Raw genomic sequence first — 23,659 nt, 5'->3', positions numbered from 1 at the left:
AGGCTCAGAACTTGATCACGGGGGCAGCCTGAATGGCGGCGCTGTCGGCAAACTCCAGCAGCGTCGCATCTTTACCATGGCCAAAACTGCCGGCCAGTACCACTGCCGGGAAGCTCTGACGGTAGCTGTTATAGTCCATTACGGCATCGTTAAAGGCCTGACGGGCAAAGGCGACGCGGTTTTCGGTGCTGCTGAGCTCTTCACTCAGTTGCAGCATATTTTGATTGGCTTTTAAATCTGGATAGGCTTCCATCACTACGCTAAAACGGCTCATCGCCTGCTGCACAGCGTTTTCGGCACCGGCCAGCGCATGCACTGCCGCGCCGTCAGTGGGCGCTGCCGCGGCGGCCGCTAAACCAGACACTGCGCTATTGCGCGCCGCGATCACCGCTTCCAGCGTGTCCCGTTCATGCGCCATATAACCTTTCGCGGTTTCGACCAGATTCGGGATCAGGTCATAACGACGTTTCAGCTGCACTTCGATTTGGGCAAAGCCGTTTTGCCAGCGGTTTTTCAGCGCCACTAAGCGGTTATAAACGCCAATCACCACAAACACCAATACCGCGATCAGCACCAGCAGAATAATCCCAGTCATCTTAACTCCTTGATTTGGTTGATTCGTTCGAACAAAACAGCAACTAAATTTTAACCACTGTCGCGCAAAGCCATCGGGCATGCAAGCAAAAAAAACGGCGACCAATGGCCGCCGCAACAGGGAAGACAGGCGCACAGCCTGCCGTGCTTACATCACCGGGAAAGTGAAGGTTGGTCCTGCGCCGCCAGTCGGGCCTCAGCAGGTTTAAACAGGGTATTGAGCCACATCAGCAGACAGAGCGCGCCGGCCACGCCGGTCGCCAGATAAAAGCCATAACGCACTTCGCCAAACCAGTCGCCGACAATGCCCATTAATAGTGGGCCCACTGCAGCGGCCAGCGCGGTAAAAGCCAACAGTAATCCGGCGACGGCGCCATGCTGGGCACGCGGGAAACAACTAATGCCTTTGGAATTAATGGTCGGATACATCATCGACATAAACAGACCGGACAATGGCATCAGCCACACCGCGACCTCAACACCGCCGAGCATACTGGCGACATAACAGAGTAAAATCGCGCTACTGAACAACGCCAGCACCAGGCTCCATTCCAGCTTGCTTAAAATCCATTCCGCCATAAAACGCCCCAGGGTACGCAGCACAAAGAAAATGGTAATGGCATGCAGCGCCAGCCACTGATATTCACCCTGATAGCTTTGCAGCAAAGTCGGCAGCCAGACAAATACTGCCACCTCCACCGCAACGTAACAGGCGATAGCAATAGAAAACCCGAGCGCATAAGGGTCGCGCACCAGCTTCAGGCTCTGCCATAAGTCCGCTTGCTGCTCAGCCGGTTCATAGTCTGGGTACTGCACCATCGCGGCAAGTGCCAATAACAAACCACAAATCAAACCGGCCAGCAGGTAAAGCTGCGTCCAGTCCAGTTCGTAGCTAATTAGTAAAGTGACGAGTAAAGGGCCGGCAATGGCGCCTAAGCCAAAAAAGCCTTCAACGCGGTTCATCAGGCGGGTGTGTTGCTGATTATCCGGGCTGATATCGCCAATCAGCGCTAAAGCGCCGGTTTTAAACAAACCGATGGCAAGGCCAGAGACGCCTAATAAACCCAAATAAAACAAAAAGGTATCGCCAAAAGCAAAGGCAACGCAGGCCAGAGTGTAAATCGCCAGGCCCGCCATAATCACCGTTTTGCGACCGATAGTGTCAGCCAGACGGCCTAGCAATAAACCCGACAGGCCAATCAATACCATCGGCACATAATGAAACGCGGCGGCTTCAGTCAGGCTCAAATTAAACTGCTGCACCACTTTGGGGATAATGACGCCAACGGCGTCCGTGGTCATGGCAAAGACAAAAAACATCAGGCAGGTCATCCACTTAACCTGACTGAGCTGACGCTGCTGTGTTTGTTGCTCCGTCATGCCTACCTGTATTGAATCGCTATTGATCATGGCTGCCTCATCCGTTCGCGCTGCGAAAACCGGAACACTGCAGTCCAACTCAATTCCGTTGCAGGGGTTCCAGCGCTCTGCCGGTGTAATGACCGACAGCTGTGCCAAGGTATACATCTTAAACGTTTAAGAATCAATAACACTGCGACAGAAAAGTGAAATTTTTTTGTCTGGCTGATTTCAGCTATCTGCGCGCCCGCTGTTCAGTACCCGCCCCCGGCGTGAAAAACAGAATACGACATGACTCACCCGGCCTGACATCGGCACTGTGCCAGCAGCCTTTGGCAATCACCTGCACCTGCCCTGGTGTATCAAAAGGAATGCGCTGCGTCTGCCCTTGTTGCTCCAGCAGCAGCTCACAGCGGCCAGATAACAGATACAACACTTCATCGCCGGCCGGATGCATCTCATAGGATGACCAGTTGGCGCTAAATGCATATTCCGACAACAGCACACAACCAAGAAATTGATTAAACTGCGTATCCAGCTGCGGGTATAACTCGGGCCCGGTTGGCATCGCGTGGACCCGCTGCTGAGTATCCAGCACCAGCGCAACATCGCGCAGGTTCAGCGGTTTCTCTGCAGGTTCAGCCATATCAGCCTCCAACAATCAGTTTTTTGCATCGAGTATGCACTGTAGCAGCAGTTACTGGCATAGTAACGGCTGCACAGATCCCGGAGCATCTTATGTCATTAACCGCTGAGTCATTAGCCGCTGAGTTATTAACCGCCGATCACAGTCTGTTACTACTGATTGACCTGCAAAGTAAATTGGCGCCAGCCATTCACAACAACGCTGAAGTTGAACAACACTGCCGCTGGCTCGTCGAAGTCGCGCGCGAACTGGCGGTGCCGGTGCTCGCGACCGAGCAATATCCGCAGGGGCTTGGCGTGACAGTGCCATCAGTGCTGGCGCTGCTGAAAAGCGAAGAAATTCTGGAGAAAATCCATTTCAGTGCGTACAAAGAGCCGCATATTCAGGCCGCTTTCGCCGATGTCGGCCGCCGTCAGATCATCCTCTGTGGCACTGAAACCCATGTCTGTGTGCTGCAAACTGCGCTCGATTTAGTTGCCGCCGGCTATCAGGTTTATCTGGTGGCAGAAGCCTGTGGATCGCGGCGCGACAGCGATAAACAGCTGGCGCTTGGCAGGTTACAGCAAGCGGGTGTGGTGATTGTCAGCCGTGAAATGGTCGCGTTTGAATGGTTGCAGCGGGCCGGCACCGCGCAGTTTCGTCATATCAGTAAAGGCTGGCTGCGCTAAAGATACAGCGATAAAGTCGTGGGAAGATCAGCCCTGTCGTAGCGGATGATCAAGGGGCACCTGCAACAGGTCCAGTACCGCCAGATTGGGACGGCGCGCGGTAACAGCTGGGATCACCAGCGTGGTGATTTGATTCAGTGTCGCCCGCGGTAAATCAGCCAGCGCGATGTACTCAATGCGTGGTTGCCAAATCGGCAAATCGGCCGCTTCGTACAAAATCACCTGATGTGCGGCCGGATAATGTTTCAATAGTTCGCTGGTCAGCACACCGATGCGCTGCGCTTCGCTGTCGAGCGCGGTCAGGCTGAAATCACCGGCGATGCAGACCTGCCATAAAATCAGCAGTGCCGACACGTCAATCTGGCGCTGATAAAACAACCACTGACTGGCCTCATATTGCTGACAGCCCTCGGCCATCGGATCTATGCCTAAATCGGCATACAAACAGGCGTCGGCGGAAATGCCTGGCTCCATTTTGGCCAAGAAACCTTCGGCTTTGGCCTGACGCAGCGCTTCATGCGGCGGCCAGCTGGCGACACCGGGGTGACCATAACAGGCCCAAACCACTTTTTTGCCGGCCCGAACTGCGTCCAGCACCGCATCGACCATCGCCTGATAACTGACAGCTCTGGACTGACCCGGCCGGTAAAACGGCTGTAAATCGACCAGCGCAGGATTAAACTGCGCCAGCCAGTTGGCCAGATATTGTGTATTAGCGTGGAAAAACACCAGATCAGCGCTGCGCAGCAACTCCGCATTCAGCAGTGTCAGCTGGCTGCCCAAGGTGATGCCAAGCCCGATGCAATGCAACCGGCCTTGTTGCATCAAATTATCCTGTCGCATCATTCCACCCGTTGCAGCGGCTTACTGATACAACAGTTGCGGCCGGCGGTCTTGGCCTGATACAGCAGCTGATCGGCGCTTTGCAGCAGGGTTTCCAGCTCTGCCGGGGCCGGGCCTGCCACCACACCAAAACTGGCACTGATGCTGATCTGCTGTTGTTGCCACTGCAGGGGGGCGTTGCATAAAGCCAACCGGCACTGTTCGGCCAGCAACGCGGCTTCGGTCAGGCTGGCGCCACCCAGCCAGATGGCAAATTCTTCACCGCCAAGCCGGGCAAACCAGCCTTGAGGCGGCAGCAGTTGCTGCAGCCGGCTCACCAGCGCTTTGAGCACAGCATCACCGGCACTGTGGCCATAACGGTCGTTAATATTTTTAAATAAATCGATATCAAACAATAATAAAGCGACGTTTTGCTGCGGATGTTGACTGAGCCACTGCTGCGCCAGCTCGCTAAAACGGCGGCGATTTAAGCAGCCGGTCAGGCCGTCGGTATTGGCCAGTAAAAACAACTGGCGTTGTTTGCGTTGCAATAATCCCAACACTGCCAGCAGCAGGCAGATAAAAGCGGTACCAGCCAGGACTGTCCACCATAACTCTTGTTTTTTCAGCTCGGCTTCCAGCTGTAGCACGGCATTTTGCTGTTGCAGCAGCAGCAGTTTATTCTGGTTTTCCATGTAGTTGGCCTGCGCCAGATGGTAGGCAATACTGCGTTCTTTGTATTCGCTCAGGTGCTGGTTTAGCGCGGCGATATGTTGTTTGTACAACAACACCGCCTGCGGCTGCGGCCCGGCCTGTTCCGCCAGTTCGGCCAAATGCAATACAGCTTTGTTGGCAATATCATGGTCCTGCAGCTGTTCGGCCTGGCTAAACACCTGCTGCAGTGCCTGTTTGGCTTCACTGAGGCGTTGCAGCTGCAACAGCGCCAGCCCACGGTAATAACGCGCTTTGAGGATGGTAAACTGGAAGCCGATTTTCTCCAGTTCCGGCAAAATGTCCTGCATGCGTTGCAGCAAAGCAGCCGGGTCACGTTTTAATTCAATATCCGCCGTAAAAACATACAATGCCAGTGCCATCAGCCGTTCGTTTGCGGCTTCACAGTGCGCAAATGCCGATTGAAAACTGGTCGGGTCGTAACTGTTTTTCAGCCCAATCAACGCATGCAGTTGTTGTGACTGACTGATACATAAATGTCGCTCCGTCGTAGCGATCGACTCCATGGTCCGGGCGAATTCATAAGCTTTTTCATAGGCACCAGCGCTGATATGTAGCTGTGCAGCGACGGTGTAGATGTTGTTCAGGATCGCATTGTCTTTCAGATGATGGGAATCTTTTAATGCTTCATATAAGTAGCTATATGCCTTACGAAAATCCTTAATTGATTCGTTCATATTGGCAAGTAACAAATTTGCTTTAACGCGGGTGTCAACAAAAGGCGTAGTTGTGATCGACTCGGCTAACACAATTGCTTTATCCAGCTTTCCGCTAAAGGCGCTGGAATACGCAGAAATAAATACATAACGCGCATGTTGTTCCGGCGTTAATTCAGCGAGTCTGGCTTCAATTGACTGTAGATTTTGTTGTGTCAGTGTGGGATTGCTGGTTCTGTTGTTTTCGGCAGATGCTAAAAGGTCGGCAATTTCACTTGCCGACCAAGCTGGAACGCTTAACAACGTTCCGAAAAAGAACAGTATATGTTTTAACTTCAATTACTTGGCAGGGAAGTAATAAGTCACCGGCTTCACGCCATGACCAACCAGCTGTTCCACGGCAGCTTTATCACCGTTTAACACTGCGGCGGCTTCAGCTGCGCTGACACCATGTTGTTGTAAGGTTGCAGCTGCGTCTAGGGCGTATGCGGCTTGTAATGCAGGATCTGTGGCCAGTTGCTGGATAAATTGCGCTAAAGTCGACATACATACTCCGTGTCTGATTCAGAAAAAATTGTGAGCCAAATGATAATGTTGTAACAGCGAGGGCTCAATCTATTGCACTTTAAGCCATGCTGCAAGCCATATCACTGAAATTTCACACAAATTTTCCAAATGACCGGGAGCTGCCCCGAACCATTCAACGCTGCACGGAACGGCAGCTTTCGCCGGCGCGGATTTCATAAGGCAATAACATCCGGCCTTCTTCACCGCGGATAAAGGCCTCGACCGCCGCAATCCCTTTTTGGTCACTGTGTTGCCAAACGGTGCTTAGCGTCGGGTGGTAACGCTGGCCTTCTTCAATGCCATCAAAACCAACCACCTGCACATCTTCCGGAATACGTAAGCCCAGCTGCAGCACTTCACGCATCGCGCTTAATGCAATCAGGTCACTCATACACAGCAGCGTGTCGGGTCTGGGGTTTAATGCCAGCGCGGCGCGCGCAGCCAGCGCGGCTTGTTGCTGGTTACTTTCCGGAATGTGCCAGATCCGCTCTGGCACTAAAGTTTGGCCAACATCGCTTAACGCACGTTGATAGCCGTCGAGCCGGCGGTGAGCGACAGAGCTTTGATTATCCCACAGCGGCGCATCGCCGACTGGACGCGTATCCGGTGCGTCAATCAGCCGCAAGCCTAACACCGCCACTGTTGAATCCTTACTCAGTACCTGGCGGGCGATTTCATAAGCGGCCTGTTCATTGTCGATATTGACTGACGGCCGGTCGGTTAAATCGCAATCCACCGTCAGCACCCGCTTGCGGGTCTTTTCCAGTTGAGAAATCAAATCCGTGTTGCGCGGCGCACCATAACAGATGAAACCGTCAACAAAATCGACGATAGCATCAAGGCTTGGTGCACTGCCGGAAAACAGCAGTAAATGGCGTTTATGCTGTTCCAGCGCGTTGGCGACGCCGCGGATAAATTGGCTGGCGACCGGGTCGCTAACCATATATTCCAGCGAATCAGATAAAATCACCGCGATAATGCCGGAACTGCCTTTACGCAGCGACTGCGCCGCTTTGTTCGGACCTTGATAACCGAGCTCAGCACAGGCGGTCAGGATTTTTTCCCGCAGTTGTGCAGAGAGCTGATCAGGTCGGCTGAAGGCGTTAGAGATAGTGGCCGTCGACACCCCAAGTTGCTGGGCGACGGTTTTCAGGGTTTGGGTCGGTTTTGGCATAAATGGCAAACAAAATCCGCAATAATCCCTCGTTATACACAAATTCGCGCGGAAAGGACAACAGGCTAACGTTTTTTTGCCGGATTAATCGACACGCAGTTTTTCGGTTTTTAACCAAACGTAATAGATGTAGCCAAAGGTCACTGCTTTCTTTCGCCAGTAACGCAGATAAATACCAGCCTGATTCAAAACCCAGTAAAAACATTTGCACTTTTTCGGCCCTGGCGCAGTATATAAAATCGATACATTGCCGCGGTCTCAATACCGCGTTTTTTTGCCGACCAAGCACCAGGAGTCTGTTTATGTCTGAGCGTAAAACCGCCAACGATTTTCATCCGGAAACAATGCGATTGTTTGACCGTTATGTGCATGGCGATATCAGCCGGCGCGACTTTTTGCTTGGTGCTGCGAAGTTTACGGTCGCTGGTGTTACCGCTTTATCGGTGCTAGAAGCCTTAACGCCGAACTATGCGCTGGGTCAGCAGGTCAAGCCGGACGATAACAGTATCACCACCAGCTTTGTTGAATTCCCAAGCCCACAAGGCAATGGCACTGTGCGTGGTTATCTGGTGAAGCCGGCCAAAGCAACAGGGCCGCTGCCAGTGGTGTTGGTCGTGCATGAAAACCGTGGCTTAAACCCACATATTGAAGATGTAGCGCGCCGTTTCGCGCTGGCCGGTTTTATCGCGTTGGCGCCGGATGCACTCTTTACACTCGGCGGTTATCCGGGCGATGAAGACAAAGCCCGTGAATTATTTGGCAAGCTGGATCAAACCAAAACGCGGCAGGATTTCGTCCAGAGCGTGGCGTATCTGCAAAAACTGCAGGGCGGCAATGGCAAAGTCGGAGTAGTTGGTTTCTGTTATGGCGGCGGGATCGCCAACTTCCTCGCCACTGAATTACCTACATTAGCGGCAGCAGTGCCGTTTTATGGCCGTCAGGGCGAGTTGAGCAAAGTTACGCAGATTAAAGCGCCATTACTGATCCATTACGCCGGCAACGACGAGCGGGTCAATGCCGGTACTCAGGCCTATGACGACGCTTTAAAAGCCGCCGGCAAAAACGCACAGAGTTTTGTCTATCCGGACACGCAACACGGTTTCCACAACGACACCACGCCCCGCTACGACAAAGCCGCCGCCGAACTGGCCTGGCAGCGGACTGTGGCATTTTTTAACCAGCATCTGAAGGCCTGACAGCCCGTTTTGTTGGATCTTGTACCGTTCATGGCCGCGCCTTGTTTCAAGGCCGGCCATCAAAACCACATCAGGCAATCGCGGCCATTCTCTTTGGCTTTGTACAAGGCCACATCGGCATCGGCCATTTGCAGGTGCAAGTCCTCCACTTCACCGGCCGGCACATAACGCGCGCCGATACTGACGGTGACAGACACATCGGCATCTGCGGTATTCACCACTTCGGCGCTGATTTCCAACCGCAGATTTTCCAGCAACAGATGCACCATATCGATTTCGGTATGTTCAATCAGCAGCGCAAATTCTTCGCCGCCGAGCCGGGCACTGTAATCGTCAGACCGCAGGCAAAACTGTAGTTTGCGGCCAATCAGCTTGATCACCTCATCGCCGGCGGCGTGGCCATAGGTGTCATTAACTCTTTTGAAATGATCGATATCGAGGATCGCCAGCACATAGCCAGTCGGACTGTTTTTTAAGCGGGCACAATGTTCGATAAAAGCGCGCCGGTTCGGGATGCCGGTCAGCGGATCTGTCATTGCCAGATTCTTCAGCTGTTCCTCGGCGCGCACCCGCGCCTGTTCCTGCTCCACCGCGTAAAACAAACCCGCCAGCGCATCACACAGCGGCTGCAAAAACGCCGCATCAGCCGCGCTGTAATCAGAAAACTTATTGGCAAGGCCTATCATGCCGACGAGCCCGTCTTTGAGCATGATCGGCAGGCCAAGAAACCGGAAAATCTTCGGATGCCCGACCGGCGTGCCCTTAGCCGCAGGGTGACTGGCCGGCTCGTTGCTGATGATCAGTGCCTGACTGGTGATCACTTTGCCAAACAGGTTATCGAAGCTGTCAAAATACAGCTGGCCCTGCTGATACAATTCCACCAGCTGGCTGCTGTGTTCATTCCAGGACAACTCGGTGATTGCATGAATAAACAGACTCTGCTGCCCGTTATGTGGCAGCATCTGACCGATAAATGCAAACTGACTGTCAGCGATCTCGGTCAATTCGGCTAACACTTCACGACAGGCATCTGACAAATCACCGGTTCGCAGGTAAATCGCCTGCGCTTTATTGATAAAACTCAGCAATTGGCGCTGTTTGGTTTCCAGTAACTCCGCTTCTTTTTTGGCCGTGATATCGCGGTGCGTGCCGGCTAGGCGAACCGGTTGTTGCTGACTGTCGCGCGTCACGACTTTGCCGTAAGTTTCAATCCAGACCCAATGTCCAGCCTGATGTTTCATCCGGTACACCGTATTGAACACCAACGTTTTACCGTCAAGATGACGTTGTAGCTCGGCGTCAAGGCCAGTCTGGTCAGCTGGATGGATCAGCTGGCGCCAGAACAAACTGCTGCTATCGAAGAGTTCATAATCCAACCCGAGCATTTCACACCAGCGCCGGTTTACTTTGCTGACATCCGACTGAATATTCCAATCCCAGGTTCCCAGGCCTGATGCATCTAATAACAGGCGCATCTGTTGATTGGTTTCGGTCAGTTTGACCTCGGTGTAGCGATTCGCGGTGTGATCAATCAGCATGGCGTGAATGGCATCGAGCCGGCCGTCATTGGTGAAAAACGCCCGCGAGATTAATTTGACCCAAAACAGCTTGTTGTTCCGTGATTTAATCTGGAAATGCGCTTCGGCAGCTGCAACCCCACTTTGGTGGTTAGTCAGCAGAAAATTAAAGTCATTGAGACTGGATGGCAGAATAAAGTCTTCGAGCACTGCTTGTTTCTGCCTGAGCGCCTCTGCCGGCAGGTCAAACAGAGTGTCGATATTACCAGACACATAACTCAGACTCAGGCCATGTAAATTACGCCATTGCATCAGGACTGCAGGAGACTGTTCCAGCAGGTCCTGTTCCTGCTGCAGCTGCTTATGTTGATGCCACAGCGTCAGATAATGTGATACATGCGCACTGACTTTCTCCAGCAAAGCCAGCTGCAGCGCACTGACCGTGCGGGGAACCTTATCGATGACACAGACAGCGCCAACCGGTACATGATTCAGCTGCAGCGGTACACCGGCATAAAAGCGGATATGCGGGTCGCCGGTCACCAGCGGGTTATGATGAAAATCGGCGTGTATGCTGGCATCTTCCACCACCAGCGGCGCGTCTTGTGCCACGACATGGGCACAAAAAGCATCTTCCAGCCGGGTTCTGTCTGCAGCAAGGCCATAGCGGGCTTTAAAAAACTGGAAATCAGCGCCGATCAGACTGACCAGCGCAATAGGCGCATCAAACAATTGCGCCAATGCGGCCAGCAACTGGTTCAGGCTCGGGTCTTCTTCAGCGACCTGCAACGAGTACTCGGCGATGGTATCTAAGCGCGTTACTTCATTCATACATCAGTCTCTGCATCTGCCTTGATTGTTCGGAGTTGCCACAGAATAATCCAGCACTTGTCAGGCAAAATTAGCAGTCCCGCCGCCAGTTACCAGTTTTACCACAACATTTAGTATTTATTTTTGCGACAGCGATGCGGCCACACTGACTACGGTACGGCACGGCGCCCGCTTCGGACCAAATCGTCGCAGCATGAATCGACACCTCAGACCGATTACAGGGCCAGCAAAAACACGGTTTATATTTCACGCACTTAGTGAAAACTCTAATTTAAACACCGCTAAATCCTGCTTTTATCCAAAATTTATCGCGCAGATATCAAGCCGGAGCGTGACAGTTTTGTTGCTTTAATCTTGCACCGACAGCGTTGTCATTTCAGCCAGCCTGCATGGCTGTCCGAGTCGCACATCCACAGATGTTAAAAATAACAGACGTCAACAATAAAAAATCAGCACAACAGGAAACACCACCATGCACGTTTTATCTCGTTTAAACTCCCGCCGGAGCGGGCTTGCCATCAGCGCCCTTGCACTCTGTGTCGCCAGCAGCTTGAGCGCAGCGGAGCAAAGCAGCCGCTATATCGTGGTCCTTAACGCCGGCGCAAAACTCGAAGGCGCCCACCAACAAGCTTCATTACAGGCACAGCAACAACGCCTGCAACACTTTGCCAATGCTTTGCAACTGGAGCCACAACTCACGGTACCGGAGCAAAATCTGATCAGCGTCGAGCTGACGCCGGAGCAACTGCTCAAGGTCAAAGCCAACCCGCAAGTGGCATTGGTCGAAGTAGACCCAATCCGCTATCTGCAAGCAGAATCCACGCCTTATGGTATTGCGATGGTAAAAGCCTTGCAGGTGCCGGATAACCTGGTCAGTAATCGCAAGGTTTGTATTTTGGACACCGGCTATACGTTGAATCACCCCGATCTGATTAACAGCGGTGTCACCGGTGATGATGGGTATGGCAATAACGACACCGGTAACTGGTATGAAGACGGCAACGGTCATGGTACCCATGTCGCCGGCACTATCGCCGCCGTCGGCGGTAACAATCAAGGCGTGGTCGGCGTCAACCGCAACGGCCAGCTGAAGCTGCATATCGTCAAAGTGTTTAACAATGCCGGCAACTGGGCCTATGGTTCCGACCTGATTGCCGCCATTAATCAATGTAAAGCGGCCGGCGCCAATGTCACCAGCATGAGCCTGGGCGGCAGTGGTCAATCTACCGCGGAACGCACGGCCTTTGAACAAAGTTATGCCGCGGGCATGCTGCACATAGCCGCTGCAGGTAACGCCGGCAACAACACTTTGTCCTATCCGGCGTCTTATGATGCCGTGGTGTCGGTTGCTGCGGTCGACAGCAACAGTGCCAAAGCCAGTTTCTCGCAATATAACAATCAGGTGGAAATTGCCGCGCCAGGGGTTGGCGTCAATTCAACCTGGCGGGATGGCGGTTACAAATCAATTAGCGGTACGTCGATGGCAACTCCGCATGTATCGGGCGTTGCGGCTTTGGTCTGGAGCCATTATCCGCAGTGCAGCAACGTACAAATCCGCAATGCACTGAATAAAACGGCTGTGGACAAAGGCAGCGCTGGCCGCGATGTCAATTTTGGCTTTGGTATTATCAACGCCAAAGCCGCGTATGACTATCTGACCGCTGGCTGTAACGGCGGCGGCACGGGTCAGAACCAGGCGCCGGTCGCCAAGTTCAACGTCAGCATCAACGGCCGAAGCGTAACCCTGAGTAATCAGTCAACTGACGATAAAGCCGTGGTATCAAGCACCTGGACCTTTGGTGATGGCAACAGCTCCAGCGCAAACGCACCGACCCATACGTACGCGGCAGATGGCAGTTACACCGTCACCCTGACCGTCAAAGACGCGGAAGGCTTAAGCCACAGCGTCAGTCAGACACTGAGCGTCAGCAGTGGCAACACCGGCGGCTGTAACGGTCTGCCAACCTGGTCGGCCACCGGTATTTATGTAGCCGGTAACAGCGTCGCGCATCAGGGTGTCAAATACACAGCCAAATGGTGGACGCAAGGTGAAAACCCGGCGCAAAAATCCGGCCAATGGGACGTGTGGAAAAATAACGGCAGCTGCCAGTAACAGGTAGCGACACCCGGTGTGCGATACCCGGTATGCGATACCCGGTGTGTTTCGCGCGGCTCTACACACCCTACGTCAAATACAAGGCGTAGGGTGCAAAGAGCGAAGCGAATTGCACCTTCCATAGCAGCTGTGCGACACCCGGTGTGTTTCGCGCGGCTCTACACACCCTACGTCAAATGCGAGGCGCAGGGTGCAAAGAGCGAAGCGAATTGCACCTTCAATAGCCGCTAGGCGATAACCGATACACCTACAACAGCGCCGTTAACGACACAGGCCTTGCATAATAAAACCCCTGCATTTGCTGGCAGCCGGTGCGGCGGATCTGGTCGACCTGTTCAGCTTGCTCTACACCTTCCGCCACAATACGGCAGCCCAAATCAGTACCTAAACGACAAATGGCGGCGCATAACACAAAACTGTTGTCATCCAGCGCAATCCGATCGACAAAAGACTTATCGATTTTGATTTCATCGAACCGCACCAGCTGCAGATATTTCAGCGAAGAAAAGCCGGTACCAAAATCATCCAGCGACACTTCAACCCCCATCTGCTGCAATTCCTGCGTCACGGCAATGATCCGGGCTGGTTCAATGGCAAACACCTCTTCGGTGATCTCCAGCACCAAGTTTTGCGGCGCCACCCGGTGATGCGCCAGACAGTCACGAATAAAAGCGGTGAAGCCTTGCGCCAGAAACAGCGGTGGTGACACATTGGCCGAGACTTTTAACGCCGCGCCGAATTTCTGCTGCAATAACGGAATGTCACCAATAATCAGCTGTAACATCGAGCGGCCAAACTCATCCATCCAGCCCTCTTCGTGCAACAGCGGAATAAACTGCCCCGGCGTCAATGGCGGCAGCTGATCAAAACTCTGCATCCGCGCCAGACCTTCAAAACCACAAATATGGCTGTCATGACTACTGACTTTGCTTTGATAAACCGGATAAAACAGTTGGGTATCCAGCGCATGGCGCACCCGTTGTTTGGCCAGGCTGTGTGCACTCAGTTGCTGGGCCATTTGTGCCGAAAACGCGGTAAATCTCTCACCTTGACGTTGGTGACTAAACACCACATCGGCATTTTTTAACAGCTCGGCCAAATCAGCGCCATGCGCCGGGGCAGTCACGGCAGCTGCGATCAGATTGACCCCGCTCAGTCCCAGATCCAGCTCGGCCTGGCAAACCTGCAGCAGCTGCTTTACCAGCGGTTGCGCGTCAGAAAGATCCGGCAGCCAGATAGCAAACTGGGGGCCATTCAGCCGCGCTAGCTGTTGCGGCGAGCGCAGACTATTTGCCAAATGGCGCGCCAGCATCCGGATATACTCATCGCCTTGCTGATGACCGTGTAATGCGTTGAGTTGACGTAAATGTGTCAACCGCAGTACCAGTAAAGTGCCGCAACCGCCCGCTTTGAGCTGAGGGTCGAGCTGTTGTTGTAACAGATGTTTGTTGACGCAGCCGGTCAGCTCATCGTGATAGGCGGCACTGAATAATTGCTGATTGCTGGTTTGCAGATGCTGAATTTTTTGCCAGAGCCGCGCTTTCAGCTCAAAAATACTTGCACCTATTGCCAGCAATAACAATAAAAATGACCCGCTGGTGATCAGCCACAATCCCGGATGATTGACGTCCGCCAATACATTCAGCGGATACTGGACATATCGCAGCGCGACCAGTAGCGTCAGGCATAACAGGTAACTGAGACATAAGGCTGGGATCCACAGTGCTTTGCCACCGGACCAATTGCTAAATGCCAGCGCTGACACACCGGCCAGCACCATCAGACCATCCGCGGTAAAAGGCCCCTGCAGCACGGCAACAGCACCGACAACGCCCCCGCAGCTCATCAGTAACCACAACTTCTGCTCCGGTTGCAGCTGTTTGCGCCATACAAATCCCAACGCCAGCAACAAACCCGCTCCGCCGTCAATCACCATCGACAGCGGATAAATTTGCTCCATATACAACAACAGCGCAGTGCCAAGCCCGACGACGCCGCCTGTGAATAAGATGCGGTTCAGCGTTCTGGCGCTCATTTGTGTCTGCATGCAGGCGTGCACTCATTGCTCCAATGCGTCCTTGTGTTATAGCAGGCAAAAGCCAGCATCACGAATGCACGCCATTGAATTCAACCTTTTCACATCAAAAGAACGTGACCAGCCGATCAATACTGCAGCAGTTACCACAAATGTGGTTGCGCTACCGCCGAAGGCTGTTCCTGCTGCCAGTTCAATTGCAGCCAGGCCTGCCACACCTTGGGCCGCTCAGTTTCAGGAAAAGGTGACAATAACATTTGCCGAAACTCCGGGGACAGGCGAAACGCCATGATGGCCTGATCCAGCTGCTGCATGATCTGGGCACTTTGTGCATCATTGGCACAAGCGAAATACGCCAGCGAATAATCAGCCGCTTCGGTCAGCCGGAATGCGGTGAATTTCTCTTTTTCTTCAGCCGGCAGCGCTTCGACAAATTCAAGCGTGGCATCGACAAAATCCTTCTGCAGCATTGGCAGTAAATCACCGTAACGCGCTGTTTTCGCGGTGCGGACATACACCGATTGCACTTCGCGCAGCAATGTCAGCAACTGGTCGAGTTTGTCCCCATAAGAGCGGCCATCTTCAGTCGCCAGCACCGGCGGATGCGGCAACTGCATCAGACTTTCCAGGCTAATCCGGCCATTGCGATCTTGCATCCGTTGTAAACGGGCCGACCAAGGGGAACCGGTTTTCACCAGCAGGCGGATATCTGGCGCGATAATAAAAGCGCTGCTGAACAAAAATTCCTGCAGACGGGCTGCCGATTTACGCACCACCGGCGTACAGCTGCCCGGCGTTTTGCGTAACACCACAAAGGCACGGTTCAGGCTGACCGATTCAATAGCATAGGGCTCGGGATAATACTTCAACACCTGGCGCACCATTTTCACCGGATGATAATCGTTATATTCATCCTGATAATCCACCGGCGGTGTCAGCGATAGCAGCAATAACTCGGTCGCATGCAGCGGCTGTAACAATAAAAAACAGAGGAATAATTTCAGCCCATGCATAACCAATTCCTTGTCAGCCGGCCACAGTGTGTTTGCAGTGTAGGAGTACAGCTGGCAGTGTCAAACTGACAGCACGGGCAAACCGACCGGATCCTGCCTATCCGGTTGATGTTCCTGAAAAACTAATTTTATAGCGAAAAGCGGGACTGAGACCACAATGGCAGTATGCAGCGTTTAACGGGCGACCATCATTTGCTGCCAGACCTGCCACGACTGTGTTTGTTCTACCACAGGGAAAAGCTCGAGCAGCAACTGCTGATTCTATAGTGGCCGGCGAAATGTTAGGATCGCGCGGGTCGCCGCATCGCGGGCGCAGGCAAAATAAGCAGAGGTAAAAGGATAGCCTCCTGAATCTGGCATACCTGAAACTGCGCCAACTGCGCGGCTGACAATACACTAGTGTATTCCAGCACAATATCGCCAAAGCCTTTTTATTGAACCAGTCACTGCGCAGGCCAATCACTCCGATCGTTTCAGCATTGTCCTGCCGTTGGATCGTCGGTGCCATCATGTCCGGATGTTGCACCGTCCACGGCTGCAGACGGCTGTCGAAACGCTGACGGATTTGCGCCTCGCTGAGCGCATCGCAGACATAACCGCTCACTGCCAGATCCTGATGCAACGCATAACATAACTGCCAGTCTACAAGAGTCACGCTGCACAACCACAAGCGCGGACTGTGCAACGCGATTATATCAGACGATAGCGCTGCAGAAATGGGCGGTTCGGCAACGTTCCGGCTCCGGCGTTAATGCAGATGGATCCCATGTTGCAATAATGCACACAGTTGGTCCAGTGGCACCGGCTTTGCGATCAGATAGCCCTGAATACGCTGACAACCCATCTGTTGCAAGCCGGCCAGCTGAGCATGCGTTTCCACGCCTTCGGCAACCAGCATCAAATCCAGCGCCTGCGCCAGCGTGCAAATCGCCTGGACGATCTGCGCGCTGCGGCTGTCATCGGTCATGGTTGCCACAAAAGTGCGATCGATTTTCAGACAATCCAGCGGCAACTCTTTCAACCGGCTTAACGACGAATAACCGGTACCGAAATCGTCCAGTGCGATAGACCCACCCAGCAGTTGCAACTGTTGCAGGCTACTTTCCAGTCGGTCTGACTGCATAAAGGCAGTTTCGGTTAATTCAAACTGCAACTGCGGCCACAACCCTGGGCGGTCAAAATAACGCTGCAAACGCTCGACCAGTAAGCCATCGTCAAACTGCCGCACCGATAAATTCAGCGCCAGATAAAATGTCGGTGCGGTCAGCTGCTGCAATTGGGGCCAGTCGGCCAGTACCTGTGCACATAACCAGTCTGACAGGTCCTGGATCAGATTGCATTGCTCTGCCAGTTTGATAAAACGGTCCGGCGAAATGGCACCGAGTTTTGGATGCTGCCAGCGCATCAGTGCCTCAACGCCACAGATTTGCAGCGTCGTGGCATCCACGATCGGCTGATAATGCACCGCCAGCTGCGGCGCCGTGGCCGGACATAACAGCGCCACTTTTAAATCGCGTTCCAGACGCACGCGCAGATGGGCTTTTTCCGACAAATACGGATTAAAAAACATGTAGCGGTTACGACCGGCATCTTTGGCCGCGAACATCGCCAAATCGGCGCATTTGAGTAATTCGGTGTAGTCCATTGCATCATTCGGATAACACGCAATACCGATACTGGCTGAGATACTGACCTGACTGTCGTTTAACTCCAGATCGGCCGAAATCCCACTGAGCAACTTTTCAGCCACAGCATAACAATCCATCGGACCGTGAATATCCGGCGTGATAAGTACAAATTCGTCGCCGCCAACCCTTACTGCAACGTCACCGGCACGGGTGCACTGCAAAATACGGCTGGCCACTTCCTGCAACAATAAATCGCCGACATGATGGCCGAGAGTGTCATTGACCAGCTTAAAACCATCCAGATCCAGATACAAAATGCCCAGCATAGTGCTGGACCGCTGCGCCCGTTCAATTTCAGTTTTCAACACAGTTTCGAGTTTACGCCGGTTGCCGAGTCCGGTTAGATGATCAAGATTCACCAGCGTCACCAGATGCTCTTCCGCCCGGCGCAATGCGCTGATATCCGAAAACATCAAGACATAATGATTGCGCCGGCCACGGGTCATCGGCGCGCGTACTTTGCACAGGTGTTGCCAGGCCGGAAACAGGGTACCGTCCTGGCGCTGACAGGTCACTTCTCCGCTCCAGTGGGCCGCGCTGACTTCATGCAGCTCCGGGGTTACCGGCGAGTTCGGCGATTGAGGGTATAAAAACTGCTGCGGCGACTGACCACGCACAGCGGCCAGCGAATAACCGCTAATGCGGCTGAATGCCGGATTCGCCAGCACCACGACGCCGTGCTCATCCAGCACTAAAATCGCCTCAGCGGTGGTGCTGAATACCGCGTGCGCCTGGCGTCGTTGTAAGTCATGTTGCTGTTGTCTGGAAACGTCTTCCATCACGCCAATCAACACCGGACTGGCTCTGTCACTTAAGTACTGTGGCTGCGCATGAATTTGTAAAAACCGCGGCATTTGCTCACTAACCGCCTGAAATACGCCACTGAAGGCTTTGCCGGAACGCAATAACTTATCCAGTCGTTCATGCTCAGTCTGAGCCAACATCTGCTGCAGCATTATCGGCTCCAGCGCCAGATCTGTCGCCAGCGGACCATGCAATTCCAATGTGCCGGTACTGACTTCCAGTTCAAAATAACTAAGCTGCGCCGCGGCCATTGCCAGTTTCAGCCGTTGCTCAGAACGACGACAACTGAGTTCCGCCTGATGTTTATTCGCCACCATCCGGATAGTTGCGGCCAATTCGCGCCGGTCAAACGGCTTGACGAGATAGCCGTGCGGATAGCTGCGTTCAGCGTCTTGCAACACAGTTTCATCACAATACGCTGTGAGAAATACCACCGGCACGTCCATCTGTTGTTTCAGCAACACCGCGGCTTCAGTACCGGTCATGACACCAGCAAGGCGGATATCCATCAGCACCAGATCAGGCCGTTCCCGCAAAGCCGCCTGTACAACATCCTCGCCGCGCGATACCGACGCCACAACCTGATGGCCCAGATCTTCAAGCATATTTTTTAAATCGAGCGAGACAACAAACTCGTCCTCAACGATCAGAATACTGCTATTCATCGCGCCTCCTTCTGCGGGTTAAAACTGATGCGATAACAAGTACCGTTGTGACGGTACAGCTCCAGTTCGCCATTAATCTGGGCGATAAACGCCGGGATTAGCTGCATGCCCATCGACACCCCACTGCCAATTTTGACATCTGCCGGCATGCCAATACCGTCATCGCCAATCTCGAGCTGATATCGGCCATCCGCCAGCGCTTGTAAACCGAGGCGGACTTCTCCCTCGCTCTGCGCACTGCTGCCAGCGCTGACTTTCGTCACAAAAGCATGTTTTAAACTATTGGTTACTACTTCATTCACCAGCAGACCACAAGGAATGGTCTGCTCCAGGTCCAGTAACAATGACTGATCTAACCCGCTGTAGTTAAAACGGATATGACTGGTGGGAGCTAAAGTCTGTTGGATCAGCCGGCACAACTTCTCCAGATATACTGCCAACGGCACTGAACTGAAATTGCGGTTTTCATACAATAACTGGTGGGTCAGCGCCATGCTGCGCACGCGCATCTGGCTTTCAGCAAAAGCTTGTTTTAATTCCGGCGGCGCACTGCGCGATTGCAGGCTGAGCAGACTCGACATCACCTGCAAATTGTTTTTCACCCGGTGATGCACTTCATTCAGCAACGCTGTGCGCTCCGCCAAAAGAGTGGTTTTGTCATGGACAATTTGTTGCAGGTCCTGCTGGATCGCTTTGGCATCTGTGACATCAGTGACTGTCGCCAGCACAGAGACCAGGCTGTCGCCTTCGAGGTAAGTCAGGCCAATTTCGACCGGAAACAGGCTGCCATCGCGGCGGCGGGCAAACAGCTCTTTCAGTTCGGCCATGGTACGGGTCGACGGACTGGCCAAATATTGCTGCCGGCTGTGGTGATGCGCCGGGACTTTATCCAGCGGCACCAGCATTTCGATCGGCTGGCCAATCATCTCTTGCTGCGGGTAACCAAACATTTCCAACGCACGCGCATTGACCAGCGAAATGCGGCCGTTGCGGTCCACCGAGATCAGGCCGTCAGCGACACTGTCAAATACCCGCCGAAAACGCAGTTCATTATCTTTTAATTGTTGTTCTGACGATTTGCGGTCGGTAATTTCAATGCCGGACGGGATCAGATTGCAGATTTGACCATCCTGGTCATACATTGGCGCCAGCATAAAATCGACATCGATAATGCCGTGTTGCATGCGGACACGAACATCAAAGCGGCTAACGATGCCCAGCTGCGCCCGTTGCACAGCCTGACGGATTTGCTCAGCGACCGCTGGATCGTGGCTCCACCAGAAACAGTCCCAGAATTTTTTGTGCTGCACATCAGCCAATGTCAAACCGGCCAGTTCCAGCGGCGGCTGGTTGGCATCCTGCAGCGTGCCGTCCGGAGCCAGAATGCCGACAAAGGCAAACATATTGTTCAACACCCGCCGTAGTTTATCGAGATCCTGCTGCCGGCGTTGCTGCACGCCCCATTCCATAGTCTGATTCAGCGCAATCACCAGCACGCCCTGTACCTGCTGCTGCTCATCATGCAACGGCAGATACGAACCAAACCAGTGTTCGGAGTTGTCAGTCGCAGGGGCATTCTGGATCTCAAAATTCAGCAGCGGATTGCCGGATTCCATGACTTGCGCCAGCAGCGGCGCGATAGCCGGATATAACTCGGGTAGCATTTCAGCGACCGTCGCGCCCAGATGATTGGCCTGCGGGATACCATGAAACTGTGCCAACCGTTCGTTGATTGCCAGATAACGTTGCTGTCGATCCAGAATTGCCAGGCCCACCGGCAACTGCAACATGAGCAAGTCAAAAGCCTGCGCCTTGACCAGGGCATCCGATTCCATCTTTAACATCCGTCATTGTCTATCGGATGTTAAGGTTAGTTGTCTGTCCCTGTTTCAGCAAGTCGCCAAACTCATGCGCTTATTGTCATTCGATCTGCTGGCGAAAGGACGGTCGGCGTTGCAGATAGTTAAACAACGGCGTCGCCATCATCGTGGTGACGATGGTCATCAATACCAGCACCGAAAATAAATCAGCTTTAATCACGCCATTTTGCAACGCGATATTCAGCAAAATAAGTTCCATCATGCCGCGGGCATTCATCAGAATGCCGACCGCCAGCGCCATCGGATGGTTTTCGCCACACAGCCGCGCCGCGATATAACAGGCCACCGCTTTGGCAAAGATAGACGCAGCGATGACGGCCAGCGCCACTTGCCACAAGGTGCCCTCTGCCAGCAACGACAGGTCGGTTTTCAGACCCGACACGGTGAAAAATAACGGCACCAGCGCGATCAGCACAATCGGCTGCAAGCGTTTGATTAAATGGCTGGCCAATAAACCCCGTGGCATCACCACCCCCAGCACAAAACCACCAAACACTGCATGCAAGCCAATCCATTCGGTGGTGCTGACACTAACCACCCACAACAGCAAAATCACCAGCAATAGTCGCGGTGTCAGCCGGGTTTCGCGCAGATACCAGTCTTCCAACCGGACGGCATATCTGCGCACCAGCGTCAGCATCAGGCCGGCAAAAATCACTGCGCCCAGCACCGCTTTAACAAACAACGAATCGTCACCATTGAAGCTGGCCAGCAATAACGCCATCAGACACCAGGCCGCCACGTCGTCTATCGCACCCGCCGCCAGTACCAGCGTGCCGATTTTACTATTGGCGAGGCCCTGCTCCTGAATCACCCGTGCCAGCATTGGAAACGCGGTGATCCCAATGGCCGCTCCCAGAAATAACGTGGCCTGACTCCAGCTGATATTGTCGGCGAACAAGCCGCCGTGACTCACCAGCCAGGTTGCCAATAGGCAAGCCATGAGAAATGGCACCAGAATGCCGGAGACAGAAATTGCGATGGCACTGCGCGCCCGGCTTTTAAACATGCCGGTATCAAAATCTAACCCCACCAGAAACATGTAAAGGCCGATGCCAACCTGCGCACCGAGGTTTAAATAGGGCCGGTATTCCGGCGCAAACAATTGTTGTTGCAGCTGTGGCGCCAGCGCGCCAAATAAAGTCGGCCCGAGCAAAATGCCGGCGATCATCTCACCGACCACCCGTGGCTGGCCAATTTGCAACGCCAGCGCACCAACTCCGCGAGCCACAGCCAGGATCACCAACAACTGAATAAAAAAGGCACTGACACCGGCCGGCAATTGTTCCACATTTCGCTCCAAGCGCTAATTAAGACGCGGCATTGTAACGGCGACTCTGTGACAGGCCAAAGAAAATCGGCTGGCAGGTTGGTGCTGCGCGGTATCTTGGATCGGCGAGAGCTCGCCAGCAGGCAGCGGTGGTTTTATGGCGATTTGAACGCAGCGCCACCCATCAGTCTGCTGGCGCGAGACAGGCTCCCGCGCTGCTGATGGATCAGCGCAGACTGCTACAACACCTGCCCGATGCGCAGCAAACTGCCATCTTCATCGATCACGGCGAATTCGCGCATACCCCAGGGTTTATTCTCCAGCACGGTGATACGTGGGATGCCATGATGCGGCAAATGCGCCTGACAAAAAGCGGCATAAACACTGTCGACATCCTGCACCCGGCAATAACAGCCAAAAGCCGATTCGGCCGGATTTAGCGCGGTATGCAGAAAAAAGTGGAGTTCCAGACTACCGCGCTCGACTATGGCATAGTCGCCGTTTGGCGAGACTATCTCGCCATCAAACCCCAGTTTCTGATAAAAACGCAAGGTATCAGCCATAGACCGGCTGGGTAACAAGGGGATGGCGATATCTGGCGTTTTCATCATGGCTCCATCTGGCGGCGGTCTCAGTCACTCATTGCGTTCAGACGACAATGAGACATCTGAACACTCTATGGTTCATCACAGCTGTGATGCGTTTCATAGTCATAGCCTACGCTTTTACCGCAGCGCCTGCAGCATGGCCAACAGATTGTTTTGTTGTTCAGCATTAAGAGATTTAAACAGCTGACTGGATGCCTCGGCAAAACTAAGTCTGGCATCCTCATACAGTTGTTTTCCTGCGGCAGACAGAATCACCAGACTCACTCTCGCATCGCGGGGATTCGTCTCTTTTTCGACCAATCCAATCTTCTCCAACGGCAACAACAAACGGGTAATGCCGGATGGACTTAACCCCACCAGTTCAGCCAAATCATGCCGACGCATGGTTTGTGTCGGTGCTACATATAGTTGGTTTAAAACAAAATAGTCGGATAAACCCAATCCGTGTACCGATAAAGCGCTACCAACTTTTTTCTGGATCCTAGCTTGCAGGTTACCAAGCTCAATAACCAGTTGTTCAACGATTGGTTCTGACATCATGCACTCTCTTGCTTAGTGTTTGAGTACTCAAGTATTCATTAAATTACTTGTGTAGTCAAGCATCGATCAGCTTATTGCGGAATTTGCATTCGACAGGAACGTGATCCGGCGCTTCTTTTCATACTGGGGCCGTCACACGGTGGCCGTCACAGGCAAAACTCTATTACCCGGCATGAACAGCCTTTGACTTTACAGATGCCGCTGGCTGATCCATCAGTTTACAAGCTGACCGGTGCTGCAGTAGTCTGCTGTTGACCCTCGATAAAAATTAATCCCTG

The 23,659-nt window shown here is 53.3% G+C and carries 19 protein-coding genes; 3 read left to right on the top strand and 16 right to left on the bottom strand.

The features are described 5' to 3' along the window. Window positions 1-4 precede the first annotated feature (4 nt). From ACFFJP_RS02210 to ACFFJP_RS02200, 3 genes are all read right to left on the bottom strand, one after another. Window positions 5-595, bottom strand: coding sequence for a LemA family protein (locus tag ACFFJP_RS02210; protein ID WP_377240031.1), 591 nt, complete (start codon window positions 593-595; stop codon window positions 5-7). Between the two features lie 152 nt (window positions 596-747). Next, the gene (locus ACFFJP_RS02205) at window positions 748-2,004 is read right to left on the bottom strand and encodes an MFS transporter (RefSeq protein ID WP_377240028.1); all 1,257 of its coding nucleotides are present in this window, start codon (window positions 2,002-2,004) and stop codon (window positions 748-750) included. A 184-nt stretch (window positions 2,005-2,188) separates the two neighbouring features. Then, entirely contained in the window at window positions 2,189-2,599 is a 411-nt protein-coding gene (locus ACFFJP_RS02200; RefSeq protein WP_377240024.1) for a cupin domain-containing protein, read from the bottom strand. Between the two features lie 92 nt (window positions 2,600-2,691). Here ACFFJP_RS02200 and ACFFJP_RS02195 point away from each other — a divergent pair, with 92 nt between their 5' ends. After that, window positions 2,692-3,267, top strand: coding sequence for a hydrolase (locus tag ACFFJP_RS02195; RefSeq protein ID WP_377240022.1), 576 nt, complete (start codon window positions 2,692-2,694; stop codon window positions 3,265-3,267). Between the two features lie 27 nt (window positions 3,268-3,294). Here ACFFJP_RS02195 and ACFFJP_RS02190 read toward each other — a convergent pair whose 3' ends face one another. The 4 genes from ACFFJP_RS02190 to ACFFJP_RS02175 all read right to left on the bottom strand — a co-directional run bounded on the left by ACFFJP_RS02190 (window position 3,295) and on the right by ACFFJP_RS02175 (window position 7,218). Continuing rightward, window positions 3,295-4,092, bottom strand: coding sequence for an SAM-dependent methyltransferase (locus tag ACFFJP_RS02190; protein ID WP_377240020.1), 798 nt, complete (start codon window positions 4,090-4,092; stop codon window positions 3,295-3,297). Between the two features lie 17 nt (window positions 4,093-4,109). Continuing rightward, window positions 4,110-5,780: a GGDEF domain-containing protein gene (locus ACFFJP_RS02185; protein ID WP_377240018.1), complete on the bottom strand. Its 1,671-nt coding sequence runs from the start codon at window positions 5,778-5,780 to the stop codon at window positions 4,110-4,112. A 36-nt stretch (window positions 5,781-5,816) separates the two neighbouring features. Beyond that, a complete protein-coding gene (locus ACFFJP_RS02180; protein WP_377240016.1) occupies window positions 5,817-6,023 on the bottom strand; it encodes a hypothetical protein in 207 nt (68 codons plus the stop codon). 154 nt (window positions 6,024-6,177) lie between these two features. Beyond that, complete coding sequence (locus ACFFJP_RS02175; protein ID WP_377240014.1) at window positions 6,178-7,218, bottom strand: LacI family DNA-binding transcriptional regulator; 1,041 nt, start codon at window positions 7,216-7,218, stop codon at window positions 6,178-6,180. Window positions 7,219-7,520: 302 nt separating this feature from the next. Here ACFFJP_RS02175 and ACFFJP_RS02170 point away from each other — a divergent pair, with 302 nt between their 5' ends. After that, a complete protein-coding gene (locus tag ACFFJP_RS02170) occupies window positions 7,521-8,414 on the top strand; it encodes a dienelactone hydrolase family protein (protein WP_377240012.1) in 894 nt (297 codons plus the stop codon). A 59-nt stretch (window positions 8,415-8,473) separates the two neighbouring features. Here the strand turns inward: ACFFJP_RS02170 and ACFFJP_RS02165 are convergent, their stop codons facing one another. Then, the gene (locus ACFFJP_RS02165) at window positions 8,474-10,762 is read right to left on the bottom strand and encodes a sensor domain-containing diguanylate cyclase (protein ID WP_377240010.1); all 2,289 of its coding nucleotides are present in this window, start codon (window positions 10,760-10,762) and stop codon (window positions 8,474-8,476) included. Window positions 10,763-11,234: 472 nt separating this feature from the next. Between ACFFJP_RS02165 and ACFFJP_RS02160 the strand changes: the two genes are divergently transcribed. Further along, window positions 11,235-12,875 carry a S8 family serine peptidase gene (locus ACFFJP_RS02160; RefSeq protein ID WP_377240008.1) on the top strand — a complete coding sequence of 547 codons (1,641 nt, stop codon included), beginning with the start codon at window positions 11,235-11,237 and terminating at the stop codon, window positions 12,873-12,875. 250 nt (window positions 12,876-13,125) lie between these two features. On the opposite strand, the gene ACFFJP_RS02155 is transcribed toward ACFFJP_RS02160, so the two are convergent. The 8 genes from ACFFJP_RS02155 to ACFFJP_RS02120 all read right to left on the bottom strand — a co-directional run bounded on the left by ACFFJP_RS02155 (window position 13,126) and on the right by ACFFJP_RS02120 (window position 23,381). Further along, entirely contained in the window at window positions 13,126-14,913 is a 1,788-nt protein-coding gene (locus ACFFJP_RS02155) for a putative bifunctional diguanylate cyclase/phosphodiesterase (protein WP_377240006.1), read from the bottom strand. A 143-nt stretch (window positions 14,914-15,056) separates the two neighbouring features. Next, window positions 15,057-15,926, bottom strand: coding sequence for a hypothetical protein (locus tag ACFFJP_RS02150; protein WP_377240004.1), 870 nt, complete (start codon window positions 15,924-15,926; stop codon window positions 15,057-15,059). A gap of 97 nt (window positions 15,927-16,023) precedes the next feature. Continuing rightward, complete coding sequence (locus ACFFJP_RS02145; protein WP_377240002.1) at window positions 16,024-16,530, bottom strand: hypothetical protein; 507 nt, start codon at window positions 16,528-16,530, stop codon at window positions 16,024-16,026. Window positions 16,531-16,674: 144 nt separating this feature from the next. Further along, window positions 16,675-19,083 carry a two-component system response regulator gene (locus ACFFJP_RS02140; protein ID WP_377239999.1) on the bottom strand — a complete coding sequence of 803 codons (2,409 nt, stop codon included), beginning with the start codon at window positions 19,081-19,083 and terminating at the stop codon, window positions 16,675-16,677. Continuing rightward, on the bottom strand, window positions 19,080-20,918 hold the full coding sequence (locus ACFFJP_RS02135) for a PAS domain S-box protein (protein WP_377239996.1): 1,839 nt from the start codon (window positions 20,916-20,918) through the stop codon (window positions 19,080-19,082). The genes ACFFJP_RS02140 and ACFFJP_RS02135 overlap by 4 nt, the downstream gene beginning before the upstream one ends. A gap of 85 nt (window positions 20,919-21,003) precedes the next feature. After that, a complete protein-coding gene (locus ACFFJP_RS02130) occupies window positions 21,004-22,254 on the bottom strand; it encodes a cation:proton antiporter (RefSeq protein ID WP_377239993.1) in 1,251 nt (416 codons plus the stop codon). 218 nt (window positions 22,255-22,472) lie between these two features. Continuing rightward, window positions 22,473-22,844 carry a bleomycin resistance protein gene (locus ACFFJP_RS02125; RefSeq protein ID WP_377239990.1) on the bottom strand — a complete coding sequence of 124 codons (372 nt, stop codon included), beginning with the start codon at window positions 22,842-22,844 and terminating at the stop codon, window positions 22,473-22,475. Window positions 22,845-22,958: 114 nt separating this feature from the next. After that, window positions 22,959-23,381 (bottom strand): MarR family winged helix-turn-helix transcriptional regulator, encoded by a 423-nt coding sequence (locus tag ACFFJP_RS02120; protein WP_377239988.1) that lies wholly within the window; start codon window positions 23,379-23,381, stop codon window positions 22,959-22,961. Window positions 23,382-23,659: the final 278 nt, after the last annotated feature.

The organism is Rheinheimera tilapiae, from assembly GCF_042432165.1.
Lineage (GTDB): Bacteria > Pseudomonadota > Gammaproteobacteria > Enterobacterales > Alteromonadaceae > Pararheinheimera > Pararheinheimera tilapiae.
The sequence above is the reverse complement of the archived record's forward strand: the minus strand, read 5'-3'. Positions and strand labels throughout refer to the sequence as shown.